General features: G+C 73.7%; 22 protein-coding genes. 11 read left to right on the top strand and 11 right to left on the bottom strand.

Annotated features, from left to right (window positions below):
- Positions 1–81 precede the first annotated feature (81 nt).
- The gene (locus tag TR42_RS10860) at positions 82–474 is read right to left on the bottom strand and encodes a VOC family protein (protein WP_425305735.1); all 393 of its coding nucleotides are present in this window, start codon (positions 472–474) and stop codon (positions 82–84) included.
- Entirely contained in the window at positions 471–749 is a 279-nt protein-coding gene (locus TR42_RS10855; RefSeq protein WP_042215740.1) for an ArsR/SmtB family transcription factor, read from the bottom strand. Before TR42_RS10855 ends, TR42_RS10860 begins: the two co-directional genes overlap by 4 nt.
- Before the next feature lie 105 nt (positions 750–854).
- On the opposite strand from TR42_RS10855, the gene TR42_RS10850 reads away from it, so the two are divergent.
- The 5 genes from TR42_RS10850 to TR42_RS10830 all read left to right on the top strand — a co-directional run bounded on the left by TR42_RS10850 (position 855) and on the right by TR42_RS10830 (position 5,588).
- Entirely contained in the window at positions 855–1,268 is a 414-nt protein-coding gene (locus TR42_RS10850) for a rhodanese-like domain-containing protein (protein WP_042215737.1), read from the top strand.
- Positions 1,269–1,456: 188 nt separating this feature from the next.
- The gene (locus TR42_RS10845) at positions 1,457–2,491 is read left to right on the top strand and encodes a LacI family DNA-binding transcriptional regulator (RefSeq protein WP_042215735.1); all 1,035 of its coding nucleotides are present in this window, start codon (positions 1,457–1,459) and stop codon (positions 2,489–2,491) included.
- 89 nt (positions 2,492–2,580) lie between these two features.
- Positions 2,581–3,798, top strand: coding sequence for an O-succinylhomoserine sulfhydrylase (gene metZ / locus TR42_RS10840; RefSeq protein WP_042215734.1), 1,218 nt, complete (start codon positions 2,581–2,583; stop codon positions 3,796–3,798).
- A 45-nt stretch (positions 3,799–3,843) separates the two neighbouring features.
- Complete coding sequence (locus tag TR42_RS10835; RefSeq protein WP_042215732.1) at positions 3,844–4,446, top strand: hypothetical protein; 603 nt, start codon at positions 3,844–3,846, stop codon at positions 4,444–4,446.
- Positions 4,443–5,588: a PrsW family intramembrane metalloprotease gene (locus TR42_RS10830; protein ID WP_042215730.1), complete on the top strand. Its 1,146-nt coding sequence runs from the start codon at positions 4,443–4,445 to the stop codon at positions 5,586–5,588. Before TR42_RS10835 ends, TR42_RS10830 begins: the two co-directional genes overlap by 4 nt.
- Positions 5,589–5,797: 209 nt before the next feature.
- Here TR42_RS10830 and TR42_RS10825 read toward each other — a convergent pair whose 3' ends face one another.
- The gene (locus TR42_RS10825) at positions 5,798–8,182 is read right to left on the bottom strand and encodes a heavy metal translocating P-type ATPase (protein WP_042215729.1); all 2,385 of its coding nucleotides are present in this window, start codon (positions 8,180–8,182) and stop codon (positions 5,798–5,800) included.
- A gap of 9 nt (positions 8,183–8,191) precedes the next feature.
- A complete protein-coding gene (locus tag TR42_RS10820) occupies positions 8,192–8,611 on the bottom strand; it encodes a heavy metal-responsive transcriptional regulator (protein WP_042215727.1) in 420 nt (139 codons plus the stop codon).
- A gap of 87 nt (positions 8,612–8,698) precedes the next feature.
- On the opposite strand from TR42_RS10820, the gene TR42_RS10815 reads away from it, so the two are divergent.
- Both TR42_RS10815 and TR42_RS10810 read left to right on the top strand, forming a co-directional pair.
- On the top strand, positions 8,699–9,400 hold the full coding sequence (locus TR42_RS10815) for an aspartate/glutamate racemase family protein (protein WP_042215725.1): 702 nt from the start codon (positions 8,699–8,701) through the stop codon (positions 9,398–9,400).
- Positions 9,401–9,482: 82 nt separating this feature from the next.
- Entirely contained in the window at positions 9,483–10,046 is a 564-nt protein-coding gene (locus tag TR42_RS10810; RefSeq protein ID WP_143059011.1) for a hypothetical protein, read from the top strand.
- Here TR42_RS10810 and TR42_RS10805 read toward each other — a convergent pair.
- A complete protein-coding gene (locus TR42_RS10805) occupies positions 10,043–11,695 on the bottom strand; it encodes an amidohydrolase (protein WP_042215721.1) in 1,653 nt (550 codons plus the stop codon). The genes TR42_RS10810 and TR42_RS10805 overlap by 4 nt on opposite strands.
- A complete protein-coding gene (locus TR42_RS14390; protein ID WP_052405970.1) occupies positions 11,692–12,675 on the bottom strand; it encodes a GNAT family N-acetyltransferase in 984 nt (327 codons plus the stop codon). Before TR42_RS14390 ends, TR42_RS10805 begins: the two co-directional genes overlap by 4 nt.
- 125 nt (positions 12,676–12,800) lie before the next feature.
- On the opposite strand from TR42_RS14390, the gene TR42_RS10795 reads away from it, so the two are divergent.
- The 3 genes from TR42_RS10795 to TR42_RS10785 are packed head-to-tail and all read left to right on the top strand — an operon-like array spanning position 12,801 to position 14,558.
- Positions 12,801–13,841, top strand: coding sequence for an LLM class flavin-dependent oxidoreductase (locus tag TR42_RS10795; protein WP_042215718.1), 1,041 nt, complete (start codon positions 12,801–12,803; stop codon positions 13,839–13,841).
- A 17-nt stretch (positions 13,842–13,858) separates the two neighbouring features.
- Positions 13,859–14,161: a YciI family protein gene (locus TR42_RS10790; RefSeq protein WP_042215717.1), complete on the top strand. Its 303-nt coding sequence runs from the start codon at positions 13,859–13,861 to the stop codon at positions 14,159–14,161.
- Between the two features lie 49 nt (positions 14,162–14,210).
- Entirely contained in the window at positions 14,211–14,558 is a 348-nt protein-coding gene (locus TR42_RS10785; RefSeq protein WP_042215715.1) for a hypothetical protein, read from the top strand.
- A gap of 10 nt (positions 14,559–14,568) precedes the next feature.
- Here TR42_RS10785 and TR42_RS15425 read toward each other — a convergent pair whose 3' ends face one another.
- From TR42_RS15425 to purS, 4 genes are all read right to left on the bottom strand, one after another.
- On the bottom strand, positions 14,569–15,369 hold the full coding sequence (locus TR42_RS15425; RefSeq protein ID WP_342341834.1) for an antibiotic biosynthesis monooxygenase: 801 nt from the start codon (positions 15,367–15,369) through the stop codon (positions 14,569–14,571).
- Positions 15,366–16,031: a nucleoside/nucleotide kinase family protein gene (locus TR42_RS10775; protein WP_042215713.1), complete on the bottom strand. Its 666-nt coding sequence runs from the start codon at positions 16,029–16,031 to the stop codon at positions 15,366–15,368. The genes TR42_RS15425 and TR42_RS10775 overlap by 4 nt, the downstream gene beginning before the upstream one ends.
- Before the next feature lie 87 nt (positions 16,032–16,118).
- The gene (gene purQ, locus TR42_RS10770; RefSeq protein ID WP_236623430.1) at positions 16,119–16,823 is read right to left on the bottom strand and encodes a phosphoribosylformylglycinamidine synthase subunit PurQ; all 705 of its coding nucleotides are present in this window, start codon (positions 16,821–16,823) and stop codon (positions 16,119–16,121) included.
- The gene (gene purS / locus TR42_RS10765; protein WP_081953345.1) at positions 16,820–17,134 is read right to left on the bottom strand and encodes a phosphoribosylformylglycinamidine synthase subunit PurS; all 315 of its coding nucleotides are present in this window, start codon (positions 17,132–17,134) and stop codon (positions 16,820–16,822) included. The genes purQ and purS overlap by 4 nt, the downstream gene beginning before the upstream one ends.
- A gap of 94 nt (positions 17,135–17,228) precedes the next feature.
- On the opposite strand from purS, the gene TR42_RS10760 reads away from it, so the two are divergent.
- A complete protein-coding gene (locus TR42_RS10760) occupies positions 17,229–17,936 on the top strand; it encodes a trimeric intracellular cation channel family protein (protein WP_052405968.1) in 708 nt (235 codons plus the stop codon).
- A gap of 4 nt (positions 17,937–17,940) precedes the next feature.
- On the opposite strand, the gene TR42_RS10755 is transcribed toward TR42_RS10760, so the two are convergent.
- Positions 17,941–18,405 carry a hypothetical protein gene (locus TR42_RS10755; RefSeq protein ID WP_042215710.1) on the bottom strand — a complete coding sequence of 155 codons (465 nt, stop codon included), beginning with the start codon at positions 18,403–18,405 and terminating at the stop codon, positions 17,941–17,943.
- Positions 18,406–18,411: the final 6 nt, after the last annotated feature.

The following is an 18,411-nucleotide window of genomic DNA, read 5'->3' as shown; positions in this document are numbered from 1 at the left end:
CGATGCGCGTCCCGCTGCTGCATGAGCGTCAGATCACGCCCGAATCTGTCACCCATGCAGCACGCGGACGTACCGCCCGGCTCAGCCCTTGAGCTGCGCGAGCTGGATGAGGTTGCCGACCGTGTCGTCGATCACCGCGACGGCGACGGGTCCGAAGTCCATGGGCGGCTGCACGAAGGTCACGCCGAGCCCGGTGAGGCGCTCGTGCTCGGCGTCGAGGTCGTCGACCGCGAGCTGGGTCGCAGGGATGCCGTCGCCGACGAGGGCGTCGCGGAACGGTCCGACGGCGGGGTGGGCGGAGGGCTCGAGCAGCAGCTCGACTCCCGGCGCGCCCGGGTTGCCGACGGTGAGCCAGCGGTTGCCGTCGCCCATGTCGATGTCCTGGCGCGGCTCGAGGCCGAGGACGCGCGTGTAGAAGTCGAGCGCCTTGGCCTGGTCGTCGACGAAGACGCTGGCGAGGTGGATGCGGATCATGAGGACTCCTTCGTGGGCCAGCGGCGCGCGATCTCGCGCAGCGGCCCGGTATCGAGGGTGTGGAGGCGGGTGCGACCGTGACGTCGCGAGGACACGAGCCCCGCCTCCTCGAGCACCGCGAGGTGCTGCGAGACGGCCTGGCGCGTGAGGGAGATGCCGTGATCCCCCAGCAGCCGCGTGGTGATCTCGAACAGGCTCTGGTCGTCACGGACCGTGAGCACGTCGAGGATCGCGCGCCTGGCGGGCGCGGCAAGGGCGTCGTACACGTCTGCCACAGCTCCGAGAATAGGCAAGCGTCGACTTGCATGCAAGCCCGGGCTTGCATATCCGCGCGACGCACGCACCCCTAGACTGACCGGACCGAACCCGAGGGAGGACACGTGACCTACGCCGGAGACCTGACGCCGCACGAGGCCTGGAAGCTGCTCGAGGACGAGCCCGGCGCGATCCTGGTCGACGTCCGCACCGAGGCCGAGTGGCGCTTCGTGGGGGTCCCGGACGCGTCGAGCCTCGACAAGAAGGCCGCGCTCATCGAGTGGGTCCAGTACCCCGCGATGTCCCGCAACGCGGGCTTCCTCGACCAGCTCAAGGCCACCGGCGTCGAGCCCGGCCAGCCCATCGTGTTCCTGTGCCGCTCGGGCGCGCGCTCGATCAGCGCCGCCGAGGCCGCCACCGCCGCGGGCCTGGGCCCGGCCTACAACGTGCTCGAGGGCTTCGAGGGCGCGACCGACGGCGACGGCCACCGCGGCTGGCAGGGCTGGAAGGGCGCCGGCCTCCCCTGGCAGCAGGGCTGACCCGCCCCGCCTCCGCGCGGGACATCGGATTTCGGCGACCCGTGCGTCAGAGATGTCCGCGTGCTCTTGCTTTGTTGCGTCGCGGTCCTTAACTTCGAAGCACCAGGTTGTCGTCGAAGCGCTTCGAAAGCGGACATGCCGCAGCGCGCTCCGGCCCGACGGCCGCCACCGGCATCGAAGGAGCGGAGATGGCCACGATCGTCGACGTCGCGGAGGCCGCGGGCGTCTCCATCAGCACCGTCTCGTACGCGATGAGCGGCAAGCGCTCGATCAAGGCGGACACCCGGGACCGGGTCCTCGCCACCGCCGAGGCGCTCGGGTACCGCCCGCACGCGAGCGCGCAGATGCTCGCGGCGCAGCGCTCCCACATCGTCGCGGTGAGCGAGCCCGTCCACCCCGACACCGACGACGCGACGCACCGCGCGTTCGCGATGGAGGCGACCAAGACCGCCCGCACCCGCGGCTACGACACCCTGCTGCTGGTCGACGACGACGCGCTCGACGGGATGCAGCGGTCCGCGTCGACGCAGCTCGCCGACGGCATCGTGATCCTCGACGTCGACGAGGACGATGCCCGCGCGCGGCTCGCGCGCGAGCTCGACTGCCCCTCGGTCTTCGTGGGCATCCCGGCGGACACCGAGGGGCTCATGTGCGTCGACCTCGACTTCGAGGAGGCGGCGCGCCGGGCCGTCGACAGGCTGGCCGCGAGCGGTCACCGTGAGATCGGGCTCATCTCGCACCGCATGGCGCCGCTCGATCGGGGCTCGAACTTCATCCACCGCTTCCTGCGCGCCTTCGTCGCGCAGTGCGCGCGGCGCCGCGTCCGCCACGCGGTGGTGCACCCCAAGGGCCACGACGCCCTCGAGAGCGTGAACCACCTGCTGCACAGCCTCCCCGACCTCGACGCCGTGGTGCTCAACACCGGGGCCGACGTCGCATCGTCCCTCTCCACCGCGCTGCGCGCGCACCGGCTCACCGTACCGCGCGAGGTCTCGGTGATCGCCGCCGGCGTCACGTTTTCCACGGAGGACTTCCCGGTGCCGTTCGACACGATGCCGCTCGACGCCCACGCGTCGTGCACCGCCGCGGTCGACATGCTGATCGACGCGATCGACGGCGGGAACCGCGAGCCGCGCGTGGTCCTGCTCCCGCCGACCTACGTCGACCGCGGCTCCGTGCGCCCGCGTCACCCCGGCTACCCGCCGCTGCGCCGGGTCTCCTGAGCCCGCTCGCGCGGCTCGGCGCGCACGCCGCGCCGGGAAGGTGCCGGGACGCACCCGGCTGGCCCCGCACGCGCCGGTAGCCTGGGCGCATGACCTCGGCAGACGCCCCGCAGCTCCGTCCCGACACCCTCGCCGTCCACGCCGGCCACACGCGCTCGCCGTTCGACGAGATGGCAGAGCCCCTCTACATGACGCAGGGCTACGTCTACCCCACCGCCGCCGAGGCCGAAGCGGCGTTCGCGGGCGAGATCGACCGCTACCAGTACTCGCGCTACGCCAACCCGACGGTGACGATGTTCGAGCAGCGCCTCGCCGCGATCGAGGGTGCCGAGGACTGCTTCGCCACCGCGACGGGCATGGCGGCGGTGTTCGTGTCGATGGCGTCGATCCTGCGCCAGGGCGACCGCCTCGTGGCGTCGCGCGCGCTGTTCGGCACCTCGATCACCACGTTCGACGAGTACTTCGCGAACTGGGGCATCCGCGTCGACTACGTCGACGGCCACGTCAACGAGGACTGGGAGCGCGCGCTCGCCGAGCCCGCCACCGCGGTGTACTGCGAGTCGCCCACCAACCCCATGCAGGACGTGGTCGACGTGCCTTTCGTCGCGGCGCGCGCCAAGGAGGCGGGCGCTCTGTTCATCGTCGACAACGTCTTCGCGACGCCGCTGGGTCAGAAGCCGCTCGAGCTGGGCGCGGACGCCGTCGTGTACTCCGCGACCAAGCACATCGACGGGCAGGGCCGCGTGCTCGGCGGAGCGGTGCTCGGCGGCAAGGAGTACGTCGACAAGGTCCGCCAGATGGTCCGCACCATGGGCGCGACCATGTCCCCGTTCAACGCCTGGGTGCTCGGCAAGTCGCTCGAGACGCTCGCGGTGCGCGTCAAGGCGCAGGCCGCATCGGCCCTCGACCTCGCCGGCTGGCTCGACGCGCACCCCAAGGTCGCCGTCGCCCGCTACCCGCTGCTGCCCTCGCACCCGCAGCACGAGCGCGCGAAGGCGCAGATGACGCTCGGCGGCACGCTCGTCACCATCGACATCGCGCTGCCCGAGGGGACCGACCCCCACGGCCCCGAGGCCAAGGCCGCGGCCTTCCGCTTCCTCGACGCGCTGCAGGTGGTCGCGATCTCGAACAACCTGGGCGACGCGAAGTCGATCGCGACGCATCCGGCGACCACCACGCACCGGAAGATCGGGCCCGAGCGCCGCGCGAGGGTCGGGATGTCCGACGCGACCATCCGCCTCAGCATCGGTCTCGAGGACGTCGAGGACCTGCGCGAGGACCTCGCGCGCGCCCTCGACGCGATCTGACCGGCACCCGGGTCCGCGGCGGACCCCCGTGTTAGCGTCGCAGCCATGAGCAGCGGCGCATCCTCGGCCGCTGACGCGGCACCGGCGGGCACCACGCAGCCGCTCGCGCTGCGCCTCGTCGGGCGGGGCTCGCTCGCCGGGGCGGCCCTGGTGCTGGCGATCGCGCTCGCCTACGCCGTGGTGCTCCCGGGCATCGCGCGCGCCCTGTCGGAGCCCACGCCGCCGCTCGTGGTCGCCATCGGCGGCGACGCGACCGTCGCTGTCTCCGAGGACTGGACCGTCACCGAGGGCGCCCCCGGCTACACCACGCTCGCGCAGTCCGGCGCGGTCCTCGTCATCAGCGAGCCGCACCCGGCCGAGCAGCACCCCGCCCAGACCATCGAGGCGGTCATCGACGAGTGGGTGGCTCAGGGCCCCGGCGAGATCGCCGTCCTCCCGTCGCCTCGCGCGTTCGAGACCGATGCCGGGGACGATGCGGTGACCGTCGCGCTGCAGGACCCGCTTCGCAGCGGCCAGGCGTGGGTGGTGTCGAACGGCTCGTCCGAGGTGGTGGCGCTGCTCACCACGCCGCAGGCCGGCTGGGAGTCCACGTCGGCATCGGCGCAGCTGGTGCTCCGCTCCCTGGTGTTCCCGGAGGAGCCGGCATGAGCGGCGCCGCCGAGCTCGGGATGCGCCCGCTGCGCCCGCGCACGCCCACGTTCGTCGACGGTCGCTCGTGGGTCTTCTGGACCATGGTGATGCTCACGCTGGCCGCCTTCACCCAGGTCGCGCCCCTGGTGCTCGAGTCTCTGCTGGCGAACCCGGCCTCGGGCGTCTACGCCGCCGCGGTGTGGGCCGTCTACGGCATCGCCTTCGCCTCCGCCGTCTATCTGTTCGAGCTGTTCGAGAGACGCAGGATCCTCAACGTCGCCGGCTCGCTGCTGTGGGGCGCGATCGTCGCGGTCGGCGTCTCCCACGTCGCGGGCCCGGCCATGCACTCCATCGTCGCGACGCGCCTGGGCGAGGACTCGCTGTGGCTGTCGGCGGTCGCGGCGCCGTTGGTCGAGGAGCCCCTCAAGGCGCTCGGGGTGGTGGCGCTCGCGCTGATCCCCGGCGCGCGCATCAGGACGGTCGCCGACGGCGCGTTCTACGGCGGCATGATCGGCCTCGGGTTCCAGGTGGTCGAGGGCTTCCTCTACACCGCGCGCACGGCGGCTCTCGCGGGCGACGCCATGGACACGGTGACCCAGATGTTCGTGCTGCGGGGCATCGTCGCCGGGCTGTGGAGCCATGCGGCGTTCTCGGCGGTGGCGGGCGCCGGCATCGCGTTCTTCTTCGTGTCGGTCGCGCCGGCGGTGCAGCGTTGGGCGGTCACGCTCGGGTCGCTCGGCGCCGCGATGGCGCTCCACGCGTTCCTCAACTCCCCCGTGATCCACGGGACGCAGGTGAGCTCGGCGCTGATCAAGGGCGTGCCGATCGTCGCGGTCCTGCTCACGACGCTCCATGTGAGCCACAGCCGCGAGCGCGCGATCTTCGCGCGGACCGCGCGCGTCACGGTGCCCGATCACCTGGTGAGTCCGGCCGACTTCGAGGGCCTCGCGACGCGCAACCGGCGCCGCCACGCCCGCGCGGAGATGCGCGAGCGGCACGGCCGGATGGCCGCGCGCGACCTCCACAAGCTGCAGCGGGCCCAGCTCGCGCTGCTGGTCGCTGCGCACAGCGACGGGATGGTCTCGAGCCGGGCGGCCGAGGCCGCGGGGCGCGTGACCTCCGCGCGCTCGGCGCTGGCCTGGTCGATCGTCGGGCGCTGATCCGCGTCGCCTCGGCCTGACCGGACCCCGCCCGCCCGCCCCCATCGCAAGTGGTAGGTGAGTGTCGGTTTCGGCAGGTCGCGATACCAGAGTGGTGGCTGATGGTCGCTCGCAACGCCCCACCGACACTGACCTACCGGTGCGAGGCGCGAATCCGCGAAAACCGACCACTGCCTACCACTTGCGGTGGGGAGCGCGAGCGGACCGATTCAGCCGCGCAGGCCCCTGAAGCCCCTGAGCCGCAGCGAGTTGCCCACGACGAAGAGGCTCGACGCCCCCATCGCCGCCGCGGCGATCATCGGGTCCAGCACGCCGAACGCCGCGAGCGGGATCGCCGCGACGTTGTACGCGAAGGCCCACACGAGGTTGCCACGGATGGTCGCGTAGGTCCGCCGCGACAGCGCGATCGCGTCGGCGGCGGCGCGCGGGTCGCCCGAGACGATGGTGAGGTCGGAGGCCTCGCGCGCCACGTCGGCACCGGTGCCGATCGCGAGGCCCAGGTCGGCGCGGGCGAGCGCGGGCGCATCGTTCACGCCGTCGCCCACCATCGCGACGCGGCGCCCGCCGGCCTGGAGCGAGCGGATCACGTCCTCCTTGTCGCCGGGGAGCACCTCGGCGATGACGCGCTCGATGCCGAGCTCCTCCCCCACGGCGCCGGCCGCGCGGGCGTTGTCGCCCGTGAGCAGCACCACGTCGACGCCCATGCCGCGGAGCGCGGCGACGGCCTCGGGAGCGGAGTCCTTCACCTGGTCGCGCACCGCGATCGCGGCCTCGGCGCGCAGCGGCGCGCGGGTCGACGCCGCGGCGCCCCCGAGCAGCCCGCCGCCGAGCACGGCCGCACGGCCGACGTAGACGACGGTCTCGCCCCGTCCCTCCCGCGCGGACGCCCACGCGGCGATCTCCTCGGGGACCTCGTCGAAGAGGCGCCGGGAGCCGACGGTGACGTCGGCGTGGGCGCCGTCCGCACCCGCGCGCTGCACTGTGGCCGTGACGCCCTGACCGGGCGACGAACGGAAGCCCTTGAGCGGGATCCGCCCCTCCCGGGACTCCGCGATCGCCCGCCCGACCGGGTGCTCGGAGCGGGCCTCGACCGAGGCGGCGGCGTCGAGCAGGAGCCCCGCCGCATCGTCCGACAGCCCGGGGGCGTGCCACGCCTCGACGGACATGCGCCCCTCGGTGACGGTGCCGGTCTTGTCGAGCACCACGGTCTCGAGCCGGCGCGCGTCCTCGAGCGCCTGCGGCCCGCGCACGAGGATGCCGAGCTGCGCCCCGCGGCCCGTGCCGACCATGATCGCGAGCGGCGTCGCCAGCCCGAGCGCGCACGGGCAGCTGATGATGAGCACGGCGACGGCGGCCGTGACGGCGGCCGCACCGTCGCCGGTCCAGATGAGCCAGGCCGATGCGGTGAGCGCGGCGATCGCGACCACCGCGGGCACGAAGATCGCGGCGATGCGGTCCGCGAGACGCTGGACGCGGGCCCGGCCCGACTGCGCCTCGTCGACCATGCGGGCGACCTGCGCGAGCATCGTCTCCTCGCCCACGCGGGTGGCCTCGACGGTGAGCGCGCCGTCGGTCGCGACGGTGCCGCCGACCACCTCGACGCCCGGCCCGGCCGCCACAGGCACGGGCTCGCCGGTGACGAGGCTCGCGTCGACGGCCGCGGCGCCGTCGACGACGATGCCGTCGGTCGCGATCGCCTCGCCGGGGCGCGCGAGGAAGCGCATGCCGACGCCGAGCTCCGTGCGCGGGATCCCGGTGCCGTCCTCGAGCACCACGGTCGCGCTCTGGCGCGCGCTGAGGGCGCGGATCGCGTCGCCCGCGTGCGCCGTCGAGCGCACCTCGAGCCACTTCCCCAGCAGGATCAGGGTGACGATGACGGCGCCCGTCTCGAAGTACACGTGGCCCAGGTCGCCCGCGAGGAGCGTCGCGACGGACCACCCCCAGGCCACCGCGGTGCCGAGGCTGACGAGCGTGTCCATCGTGGTGGTGCCGTGACGGAGGCTCTTCACGGCGGAGACGTGGAACGGCCATCCGGCCCACCACACCACCGGCGTCGCGAGCGCGCCGACCACCCAGGCCCATCCCGCGAAGTGCAGCGCGGGGATCATCGAGACCAGCATCACCGGGATCGACAGCCCGGCGGCGACCAGGAAGCGGAGCCGGTAGCCCGCGATGCGACGGGCGTCGTTGCGGGCCTGGGCCTCGGCCTCGTCCGCGCGGGCGTCGAGCGGGTCCGCGGAGGGACGATGCGCGGCGTCGCCGTCGGCGTCCACGCCCTCGCCCGCGCGTCGCGTGAGCACCTGGTAGCCCAGCCCGGTGATCGCGGCGCGCATCATGTCCTCGAGCTCGTCCTCGTCGAGCGAGCCGTCGGGAAGGACGCGCGCGCGTCGGGTGGCGATGTTGACGTCGGCGCCCTCGACGCCGGGCAGCGCCGCGAGCCCGCGCTGGATGCCGGACGCGCAGCCCGCGCACGTCATGCCGCCGACGGAGAGCTCGATCGGGGCGGACTGATCGGGGGCGGCGGCCTCGGGGGCGGCGGGGGTGCCGTCGACCGGCGTCCCGGGCACGCCGGCGGGGGTGGTCTCGGTGCTCATGACGCCACGCTAGGCCTTCCCGTGGGCTGGAAGGTCAAGGGCGAGCACCTGACAGCGGTTGGGATCGGTGCACTCGGAGGGGTCGAGCGCGTCCGCGCGGCGGGCGAGCGCGGTGAGCTCGGCCTTGGCGGCGAGAAGGCTCGCGATCTGCGCGTCGATGTCAGCGAGGTGACGGCCGAGGGCCGCGCGCGAGTGCTCGCACGTGCTCTCCCCGCGGTCCTTCATGTGGAGGATGTCGCCGGTCTCCGCGAGGGTCATGCCCGAGGCCTGCGCGTCGCGGATGAAGCGCAGGCGCTCGAGCGCCGTCTCCCCGTACTCGCGATAGCCGTTGGCGCGCCGCTCGGGCGCGTCGAGCAGCCCGATGCTCTCGTAGTACCGCACGGTCTTCGCCGTGACGCCGCCCCGGGCGGCAAGCTCGCCGATCTGCATGGTTACAGCGTAAAGGAATGTTCGGACGCGCGGCCGGGGCCAAGGGTCCCTTCCGTGGCCCCGCGCCCGGCCCGTAGCGTCGGGGCCATGCGCACCGCACCCCGCCGCATCGGCCTCCTCGGAGGGATCACCTGGCACTCGACGCTCGAGTACGAGCGGCTCCTCCACGAGGGCGTCGCCCGCGCGCTGCCCGGGTCCAGCGCCGACCTCGCGATCCGGCACTACGAATGGGGCGCGGTCGAGCGCGCGCAGGCCGAGGGCGACTGGGACGGGCTGGCGGCCCGCTTCGGCGCGGACGCCCGATGGCTGGTCGACGGCGGCGCCGAGGCGATCCTCATCTGCGCGAACACCATGCACCTCGTCGCCGACCAGGTGGCGGCGGCCGCGGGCGTCCCGGTCATCCACATCGTCGACGAGGTCGCCGCCGCGGCGCGCGCCGCCGGGATCGCGCGGGTCGCGCTGCTCGGCACGGGCTTCACCATGCGCATGCCGTTCTACCGCGAGCGCCTCGCGGCGGGCGGCATCGAGGCGCTCGTCCCGGAGGAGCAGCGCCTGGCCGAGGTCCACGACCTCATCTACGCGCGGCTCGCCCGGGGCATCGTGGACGATGCGGGCCGCACCCTCATGCGGACCGCCGCCCTGGAGCTGCTCGATGCAGGCGCGCAGGGCATCGTCGCGGGCTGCACCGAGATCCCGATGGTCATGACCGCGGACGACGTCGACGTGCCGTACCTCGACGCGCTTGCGCTGCACGCCCAGGCGGCCGTGAGGTTCGCGCTCGCCGACTGACGCGACCCCACAAGTGGGGGCGCGCGCTCCTGCGGACCGCGGCGCTACGTTGCCCTCAGGAGCCCGGAGGAGAGCAGGAACGATGCGGCGAAGCACGGTGGCGGCGGGCGCGGCCGGGATCGCGTGCGCGGCGACGCTCGCCGGCTGCGCGCCGTACGCGGGCGGACCGCTCGTCGGCGATCGCACGGGAGGCTACAGCGGCACACCCATGATCTGCAGCGCCGGTCCCGAGCCGGGCACCACCCGCTACTTCGGCTCGATGCTCACCAACGAGGGCGACGAGGCGATCACGCTCACCGAGGTGCGGGCCTCGGGCACGAACGTCGGCTCGATCACCGCCGCGGTCGACGTCGAAGGGGTGGGGCTCGACCAGGCGGTGGGGACCATGTCGTGGCCCGCGACCAACGCCTGGGAGCACACCGAGGAGGTGATCGAACGGCTCGTTGCACCCGCCGACGCGGTGATCGAGCCAGGCGTCACGGCACAGGTCCTCTTCAGCATCGTGCCCGAGGACGCGGCGGCGCCCGCCACGGTCGAGGACCTCCTGGTGCTCTACGACAACGGCATCATCAGCCAGGTCGAGCACGACGAGCACGGCTACCGCGTGATGCCCACCGGGGACTCGTGCGAGGACGAGGACCTCTAGCCGCGCACGACCACCTCGCCGCCGAGCACGGTCACCGCCGTGCGCGTGCGCGCGATGTCCTCCGAGCGGCCCGAGAACGGGTCGCGCGACGCCACGCACAGGTCCGCCCGCGCGCCGACCTCGAGCACGCCGGAGCCCTCGAGCCCGAGCAGCCGGTGCGAGCCCGCGGTGTAGGCGCGGAGCGCCTCGGCGAGCGTCAGCGCCTCCCCCGGGTTCAGCGGCGGAGCCTCCGAGCCCGGCTCCCGCCGCGTCACCGCGGTATGGATCGCCTGCCACGGATCGGGGGTCGAGACCGGCCAGTCCGAGCCCATCGCGAGCGCGGCGCCGGCGCGCAGGAACGAGCCGAACGGGTACTGCCAGCCCGAGCGCCGCTCGCCGAGGATCGGGGCGGTGAGCTCGGTCATCTGCGGCGCGTTGCGGGCCCACAGCGCCTGCGCGTTGACCGTCACGCCCAGCGCCGCGAAGCGCGGCACGTCGGCGGGGTCGACCACCTGGACGTGCGCCACGTGGTGGCGACGGCGGTTCCGATCGGGCGCGGGGACGGCCTCGACCGCGTCGAGCGCGTCCGTCACCGCGCGGTCGCCGATCGCGTGGAAGTGCAGCGCGAAGCCCTCGGCCGCGAGCGCGGCGGAGACGGCGCGCAGGACCTCGACCGAGAAGTACGCGATCCCACGCTCGCCGCTCCCGGACCCGCCCGCGCCGCAGTCGCAGCCGGGCGCGAGGTACGGCTCGTGCATCGCTGCGGTGAGGTTCTCCGCGACGCCGTCGACCATGATCTTCGCGGTGGACGTGTCGAAGCCCGCGGCGGCGTTCGCCGCACGTCGCCTCGCGAAGGCGGCCACGAGGTCGGGCACCGCCTCGAGCATGAGATCACGCGGCACCCAGAGCGCGCCGGACACGCGCGCCGCGAGCGCACCCTCGGCGATCAGCGCGCGGTAGGCGGGGCTCGCATCGCTGTGACCGCCGTACTCGCCGAGGATCGCCTCCTGCCACGCGGTCACGCCGAGACCCAGCATCGTCCGCGCCGCCGCCGCCAGGCCGGCCCGGGCCGCATCCGGCGTCACGGACGGGAGGTGCCGCTCGACCAGCGCCATCGCGCCCTCGTGGAGCGTCCCCGTCGGGTTGCCGTCGCCGTCGCGCTCGAGACGCCCGTCCGCGGGATCCGGGGTCGCCGCCGAGATGCCCGCAGCGCGGAGCGCCGCGGTGTTGACCCAGGCGCCGTGGTGGTCGGCGTTGACGAGGAAGGCCGGGACGTCGCCGGTCACGGCATCGAGCGCCTCGGCGGTCGGGGCGCCGCCCGCGTAGTCGGACATGTGCCAGCCGCCGCCGACGATCCACGGCCCGTCGTGCGTCGCGGCGTACGCGGCCACCGCCGCGAGGCATGCCGTCGCGCCGTGCGCGCCGCTGAGGTCGAGCCCGAGCGCCTCGATCCCCGCCATCGCCGCGTGCACGTGGGCGTCCGCGAAGCTCGGGTGGACCAGGCCGCCGGCGGCGTCGATCGCCTCGGCCCCCGCCGCATCGTCCCGGGCCGCGAGCGCGGCACGCTCGCCGACGGCCGCGATCCGCCCGTCGACCACCAGCACGGCGTCCCCAGGCAGGAAGGCGCCGTCCGACCACGGCCGTCCGCCATGGATGAGGAGCGCGCTCACCAGCCGACCGCGTCGAGCGCCTCGGCGGCGGACTCCTCCGGCGTGCGCCCGCTGTTGTCGACCGTGGCGTCCTCGATCGCGAGCGCCTCGAGCTCGTCGCCCTGCTCCGCGGTGCGGGGGACGGCCCACTCGAGCCAGCGCGTGGAGGTCTCGCGGCGGCGCAGGCGGGCCACGCGCTCCTCGACGGGCGCGTCGACCCGCACCACGCTCACCTCGGCGGGACCCGAGGGGCCCGCGAGCGCGTGCGCGAGGGCGCCGCGGTCCGCGGGGTCCTCGAGGATGCGCGGGATCACGAGGAGCCCGTACCCGTGGCGGCGATGCACCGGCGCGAGCGCCGCGAGGCATTCCATGAGGAGCGTCTGGTTCACCATGTCGTCCGGCGGGGAGGGGTACGCCTCGCACAGCGTGTCCGCGTCGACGAAGGCGGTGCGGGCCCCGCGCAGCGCGAGCGCCGTGTGCGCGGCCTCGGCGACCGCGGTCTTGCCCGCGCCCATCGGTCCGGTGAGCACGAGCACGCGCACCGGGAGGTCGAGGCCGTAGCAGATGGAGTCGGGCTCGTCCTTGTACTCGCCGTAGCTCTCGATGCGCGCGTAGCCGAGCCGGTCGTACAGCGCGAGCGCCTCGGGCTGCTCGGTCCCGGTCTCCAGCACGATGCGCGTCGCGCCGGCCTTGCGCGCGATGGCCTCCGCGGCGCCCATCATCACCTTGGAGTGCCCGTGCCCCCGGTGCGCGGGACGCACCCACAGCCGCTTGAGCTCGAGCGAGCCCGCACCCGTGGGGTACGGGGACCAGCGCAGGACGATGCTCGCGACCGGCTCGCCGTCGCCCGCGTAGCCGACGAGCGAGGCCACCAGCGTCGGGAACGACGTCTCGAGCACCAGGTCGGGGCTGTCGTAGCGCAGCGCGAGGTCGGCCTGCTGCTCGGCCCAGAGCGCGTGGGCATCGGCATCGTCGGGCTCGACCCTGCGGATGGTGATCATGGCGACAGGCTAGCCACCGCCCGCCCCTGCGCCCCGACCCGACGCCCCGCGCTTTTTTGGCCGCGACATGCCGCGGCCCTGGCGCGAAGATGGTCTGAGCGGCGGCGCGACGACGAGGAGGCGGGATGCGCAACATCGGGTTCCTGTCGTTCGGATGGTGGTCAGGCGCGCCCGGCTCGAAGGTGCGCACCGCGAACGATGCGATGGTCGACACCATCGGCCTCGCGGAGGCCGCCGAGGACGCGGGGCTCGACGGCGCTTGGATCCGCGTCCACCACTTCGAGCAGTGCGTGTCCTCGCCGTTCCCTCTGCTCGCGGCCATGGCGGCCCGGACCTCGCGGATCGAGCTGGGCACCGGCGTCATCAACATGCGTTACGAGAACCCGCTGTACATGGCCGAGGCGGCCGCGACGGTCGACCTCATCGCGGGGGGTCGGCTCCAGCTCGGGGTGTCGAGGGGCAGCCCCGAGCCGGCCGCGGACGGACCCGCGGCCTTCGGCTATCCGCTCGCGTGGGGCGTGACCCCCGTCGAGGACGCCGCCTCCCGGATCGAGGTGTTCCGCGAGGCCGTCGACGGGATCGGCATCGCGAAGCCCGGCCCGCAGGCGCACGTGCCCGAGGGCGGGCTGCTGCCGATCCAGCCGCACAGCCCCGGCCTGTCCGACCGCGTCTGGTACGGCGCGGGCGGCATCGACTCCGCGCGACGGACCGGCGAGCTCGGCATGCACCTCATGTCCTCGACCCTGGTGCTCGAGGCCACCGGGGAGCCGCTCGGCGTGGTGCAGGCCCGCCAGATCGGCGAGTACCGCGCGGCGTGGCGCGAGGCCGGACACCCCGGGAACCCGCGGGTCTCGGTGTCGCGCAGCATCATGCCGATCGTCGACGACCTCTCCAACACCTACTTCCACCCGTACCTCGAGCGCGACCTCATGGGGGGTAACCGCGACCACATCGGCGAGATCGACAACACCATGTCGACCTTCGGGAAGACCTACGTGGGGGGCCTCGACAAGCTCGAGCGGGAGCTGCGCGAGGACGATGCGGTGATGGCGGCGGACACGCTGCTCGTCACCATCCCCAACCAGCTGGGCGCGGACTTCAACCACACGACCTTCGTCGCGCTCGCCGAGCTCCGGGAGCGGCTGACCCGTCGGATCGCGCTCTGAAGGCTCAGGAGGCACCCATGCACGCGCTGCTCGAGTACGACTTCGGCGACGACCACCTCACCGCACGTCTCCCCTACCGCCGCGAGCACCTCGCCTACGCGTGTGCGGCCGTCGAGCGAGGCGACATGCTGCTCGGCGGCGCCGCCGGCGAGGGCCCCTATACGGGCGTGATGATCTTCATGGGCGACGACCCGGTCGCGCTCGCCTCGACGCACGCGGCCTCGGACCCGTACGTGCTGCACGGCATCGCCTCGAGCTGGCGCGTCCTCCCCTGGGCGACGGTGGTCGGGCACGATGCCGCGGCACCCGTCCGCCCGTAGCGGCGCACGAGCCTTGTAGCGGGCACGATGCGCGAGTAGGGTCGCGCGCATGATCGCCTCGCTCGCGCGCTCGTCGATGGTGCTGGCCGTGCTGAGCATGGTCGCGCTCGCGGGGACGTCCGCGTGGTTCGCCGCCGAGGCGTGGACCGGGCTCGAGGCGGGCGAGCGGCTCCTCGTCGGAGCGTGCCTCGCGGTGGGGCTCGCCTGCTCCGCGGCCGCCGTCGTGCTGGTGCGCGAGGAGCGCTGGGCATGGGCGGCCGGCGCGGCGCTGGTCGCGACCGTGACGCCGACCGGCGACGTCTATCTGGGCAACGCGATGACCCTCGCGCTCGCAATCTGCACGGGCGGCATCGTGCTGCTGGGCCGCTCGCGGCGGCTCGCTCCCGCGGCGCGCTGAGCCGGGCGCCTCAGGGGCGCGGCGCCCCGGCGGCGAGGACCAGCCGGAAGCGCTCGCACACGACCGGCATGTCGGCCGCGAAGGGGTGCGCCATCCGCGCGTAGGTGCGCCAGAAGCGCCCGTGGACCTCGCGCCAATGCTCGAGCGTGCGGTCGCCCTCGCCCTCGGACGCCGCATGGTCCGCGTCGACGCGGTCGAACGGCACGATGCTCACGTCCGTGGTCTCGATCAGCGCCTGCGGGGCACCGTCCGCGTCGAGGATGATGCTGAGCTCGCCGACCTCGGGGACGGGGTCGCCGTCCGCCTCGTACTCCCACAGCGCGCCCGCCGTGCCGGTCTTCACGCCGGCGAGCACCAGCTCGAGCAGGACGTCCGCGTGCGCACGGGTCGCGCCGAACGCCCACGCCTCGGGCCGCGCCTCCGGGAGGCCCGGCACCTCGGCGCGGCAGCGCTCCCAGAAGCGGGCGAGAGCGTCCTCGTCCGCGGGATCGGGCGCGTCGGCCCACGCGGCGGCGGACGCGGCGAGGTCCTCGCCGTAGTGCGGGACGGACGGCAGGGCGTCGTAGAAGGGGTGGAGCAGCGCGCGCCACTCCTGGTAGTCGGCGCTGCCGCGGAAGCCCTCCTCGTGGTCCTCGAGGGTCTCCCACTCGACGGTCAGCAGGTACGTCGAGGGGTCCTCCATGCCGCGCTTGAGGGAGTGGCCGAGGTAGCCACGCTGGCGCGCGATGATGAAGGACGCCGCACGGAACGCGCGCTCGTACGGAGCCTCGTGGCCGGGCTTCACGGTCAGCACGACGGACTCGGTGATCATGAGGGCGATCCTCTCAGAATCGTCGGCGCCGCGAGGTCCTCGGTGCCGACCACGAGGTGCGCGCGCTCCCGAGGGCGACAGAACGCCTGGTAATGACGATGCGCGAGGGTGTACCGCACGTTCGCGGGCGCCTCGGGATCGGGGTCGGCTCCGTCGCGCTCGGCGAGGCGCCGGCAGCGCTCCGCCTCGGAGGCGTCGAGGTAGATCACGAGGTCGAGCGCGTCGGCCAGCTCGGGCCGCTGGAGCATCACGCCGTCGAGCAGCAGGATCGCACCGGGCGTCGCGTGCGCCCACGGTTCGTCGAGCTCGCGGTCGGTGGCGAGGTCGTGCGCCTTGGCACGGAAGCGGCGGTCGCCCCCGGGGCCGAGCGGGTCGAGCAGGTCGCGGCGGACGCGAGCGAGGTCGAAGGCGTCGTCGGTGTAGCCGCGCCACGAGTCGCGCCCCTGCCGGTAGCGGTGCACGCGCGGGTGGTGGAAGTCGTCGAGGCTCGCCTCGATCACATGGGCGCCCCGGAGGCGCAGCTCCACGGCGAGCGCGAGGCGCGTGGTCGTCTTGCCGGCGCCGTCGGCGCCGTCGATCCCGACCCGGAGCGGACGGGTGGCGGACGATGCGGCCCTCGCCACCGCGACGGCGAGCGTTGCGATCACCTGGGCGCGCTGCATCGTCCCCTCCCTGCGTCGTCGGATGCCCCGCAGGGCGCCAGGAGCTCCGAGAACCGTCGTCAGCGCCCCACGGGGCGCATCGCACCGCTAGGCGGTGGCGAGCAGGCCCTTGATCGCGGACGTGAAGAACGCGAGCCCGTCGGTGCCCATGCGGCCGCTCTCGCGCGAGTCGGGACCGAAGCCTGCCTCGACCGCGTGCTCGGGGTGAGGCATGAGGCCCACGACGTTGCCACGCTCGTTGGTGATGCCGGCGATGTCGCGGCGCGAGCCGTTGGGGTTCCAGCCGACGTAGCGGAACGCGACGCGACCCTCGGCCTCGAGCTGGTCGAGCGTGTAGTCGTCCGCGACGTACTGGCCGTCCTGGTTCTTCAGCGGGATGACGATCTCCTCGCCGTCCTGGTACTCGGTGGTCCAGGAGGTCTCCGCGTTCTCGACGCGCAGCGTCTGGTCGCGGCAGATGAAGTGCAGGTGCTCGTTCTTGATCATCGAGCCGGGCAGCAGGTGGACCTCGGTCAGCACCTGGAAGCCGTTGCAGATGCCCAGCACGGGCATGCCGCCGTTCGCGGCGTCGACGACCTTGTCCATGATGGGCGCGAAGCGGCTGATCGCGCCGGCGCGGAGGTAGTCGCCGTAGGAGAAGCCGCCGGGGAGCACCACGGCGTCGACGTCCTTGAGGTCCGCGTCCGCGTGGAACAGCTCCACGGCCTCGGCACCGGCGAGCCGCACGGCCCGGGAGGCGTCACGGTCGTCGAGCGTCCCCGGGAAGGTGACGACGCCGATGCGCGCGGTCACGCGAGCAGGTCCTTCTCGGCCTTGCCCGCGCCGTGGCCGTGGCCGCCGCAGCCGCAGCCGCCCTCGCGGACCACCTTGACCTGGACGACGTCCTCGATCACGGGGTTGCTCAGCAGCGTCTCGGCCGCCTTGCGGACGTTGGCGAGCACCTCGTCGGTGACCTCGCCGTCGACGGTGAGCTCGAAGCGCTTGCCCTGACGGACCTGGGAGATGCCGTCGAAGCCGAGACGCGGCAGGGCGGCGCCGACGGCCTTGCCCTGCGGGTCGAGGATCTCGGGCTTGGGCATGACGTGGACGAGGATCGTGGCCATGCGCCGAAGTCTACCGGCGCGACGGGGTGCACAGAGGCGCGAAGCGGACCCTTCGGGGCGCTTACGCTTGACCGTCCCCCGAACGGAGCCCCTCATGCACACCCTTGTCGCCGTCGTCGATCCCGACGTGATCCTCACGCACGCGCTGGGGACCCTGCGCATGGTGCTCGAGTACCTCGGGACTGTCGCGTTCGCGATCTCGGGCGCGGTCGCCGCGAGCCGTCGCCGCATGGACCTCGTGGGCGCGGTGGTCCTCGCGGGCCTCGTCGCCGTCGGCGGCGGGACGATGCGCGACCTCCTGCTGCGCCAGCCCGTCTTCTGGATCGAGAACCCCACGCTGGTGCTCGTGGCGATCGCCACAGCCCTCGCGATCGCGCCCTTCGCGCGCCGCCGCGACCTGGGCGCCCTCGCGCGTCACCGCATCGTCGAGCACTCCGATGCGGCCGGGCTCGCGATCTTCGTCGTCATCGGCACCGGCATCGCGCTGGATGCCGGCGCGAGCCCCGTGGCCGCGATGATCGTGGGCGTGGTCAACGGCGTGGGCGGCGGCATCCTTCGCGACCTGTTCGCGGCGCAGGTACCCGAGGTGTTCTGGAACGGCCAGCTCTACGCGACCGCGGCTCTCGGCGGAGCGTTCGCGCTCTGGGCGCTCTGGGCTGCCGGCGCGCCCGCCGAGGTGGTGTTCTGGGTCCCGCTGCTCGTCATCCTCGTGCTGCGGACGCTCTCGCTCCGGCGCGGCTGGGGCGTGCCGTCCGTCGCCGTGGTCCAGAAGCGCGAGCTCCAGACCGAGAGCCACGCGTAGCGGCTCAGCAGATCCAGGGGTAGCTGAGCTCCCGGTCGGTGAGCCAGGTCTCGAGATCGCCGGAATCGGAGATCCAGTACGCGAAGCCGCCCTCGTAGACGCTGAGCGTTCCCACGTCGTCGCCCGGCCCCGGCGCGACGACCGCGGGCAGGACGATGCGCATCGTCCCTCCGCCCAGGCCGCCGCCGGTCGAGGCGAGCGCCACGACCTCGGGGAAGTCCGCGAGGTTCTCCGGCAGGAACGGGTACCAGGTGGTGCCGTCGTAGGTGATCGACTCGTTGTGGCAGGCCGGGTAGCCCTCGACACCACCGACGGTCCCGATCAACGCGCCGGGAATGCCGAGGTCGATCGTGTCGTCGAAGCCCGTCGGCCCGATCTGCTCCGCAGGCGAGCCCGGCACCGCGCACGCGCTGAGCAGCGTCCCGAGGACCAGCGCTCCCAGCACCGCGACCATCGCCACCATCGGCATCCGTCC

The organism is Demequina mangrovi (assembly GCF_000759715.1).
Lineage (GTDB): Bacteria > Actinomycetota > Actinomycetes > Actinomycetales > Demequinaceae > Demequina > Demequina mangrovi.
This window is presented reverse-complemented; position numbering and strand designations above follow the sequence as displayed.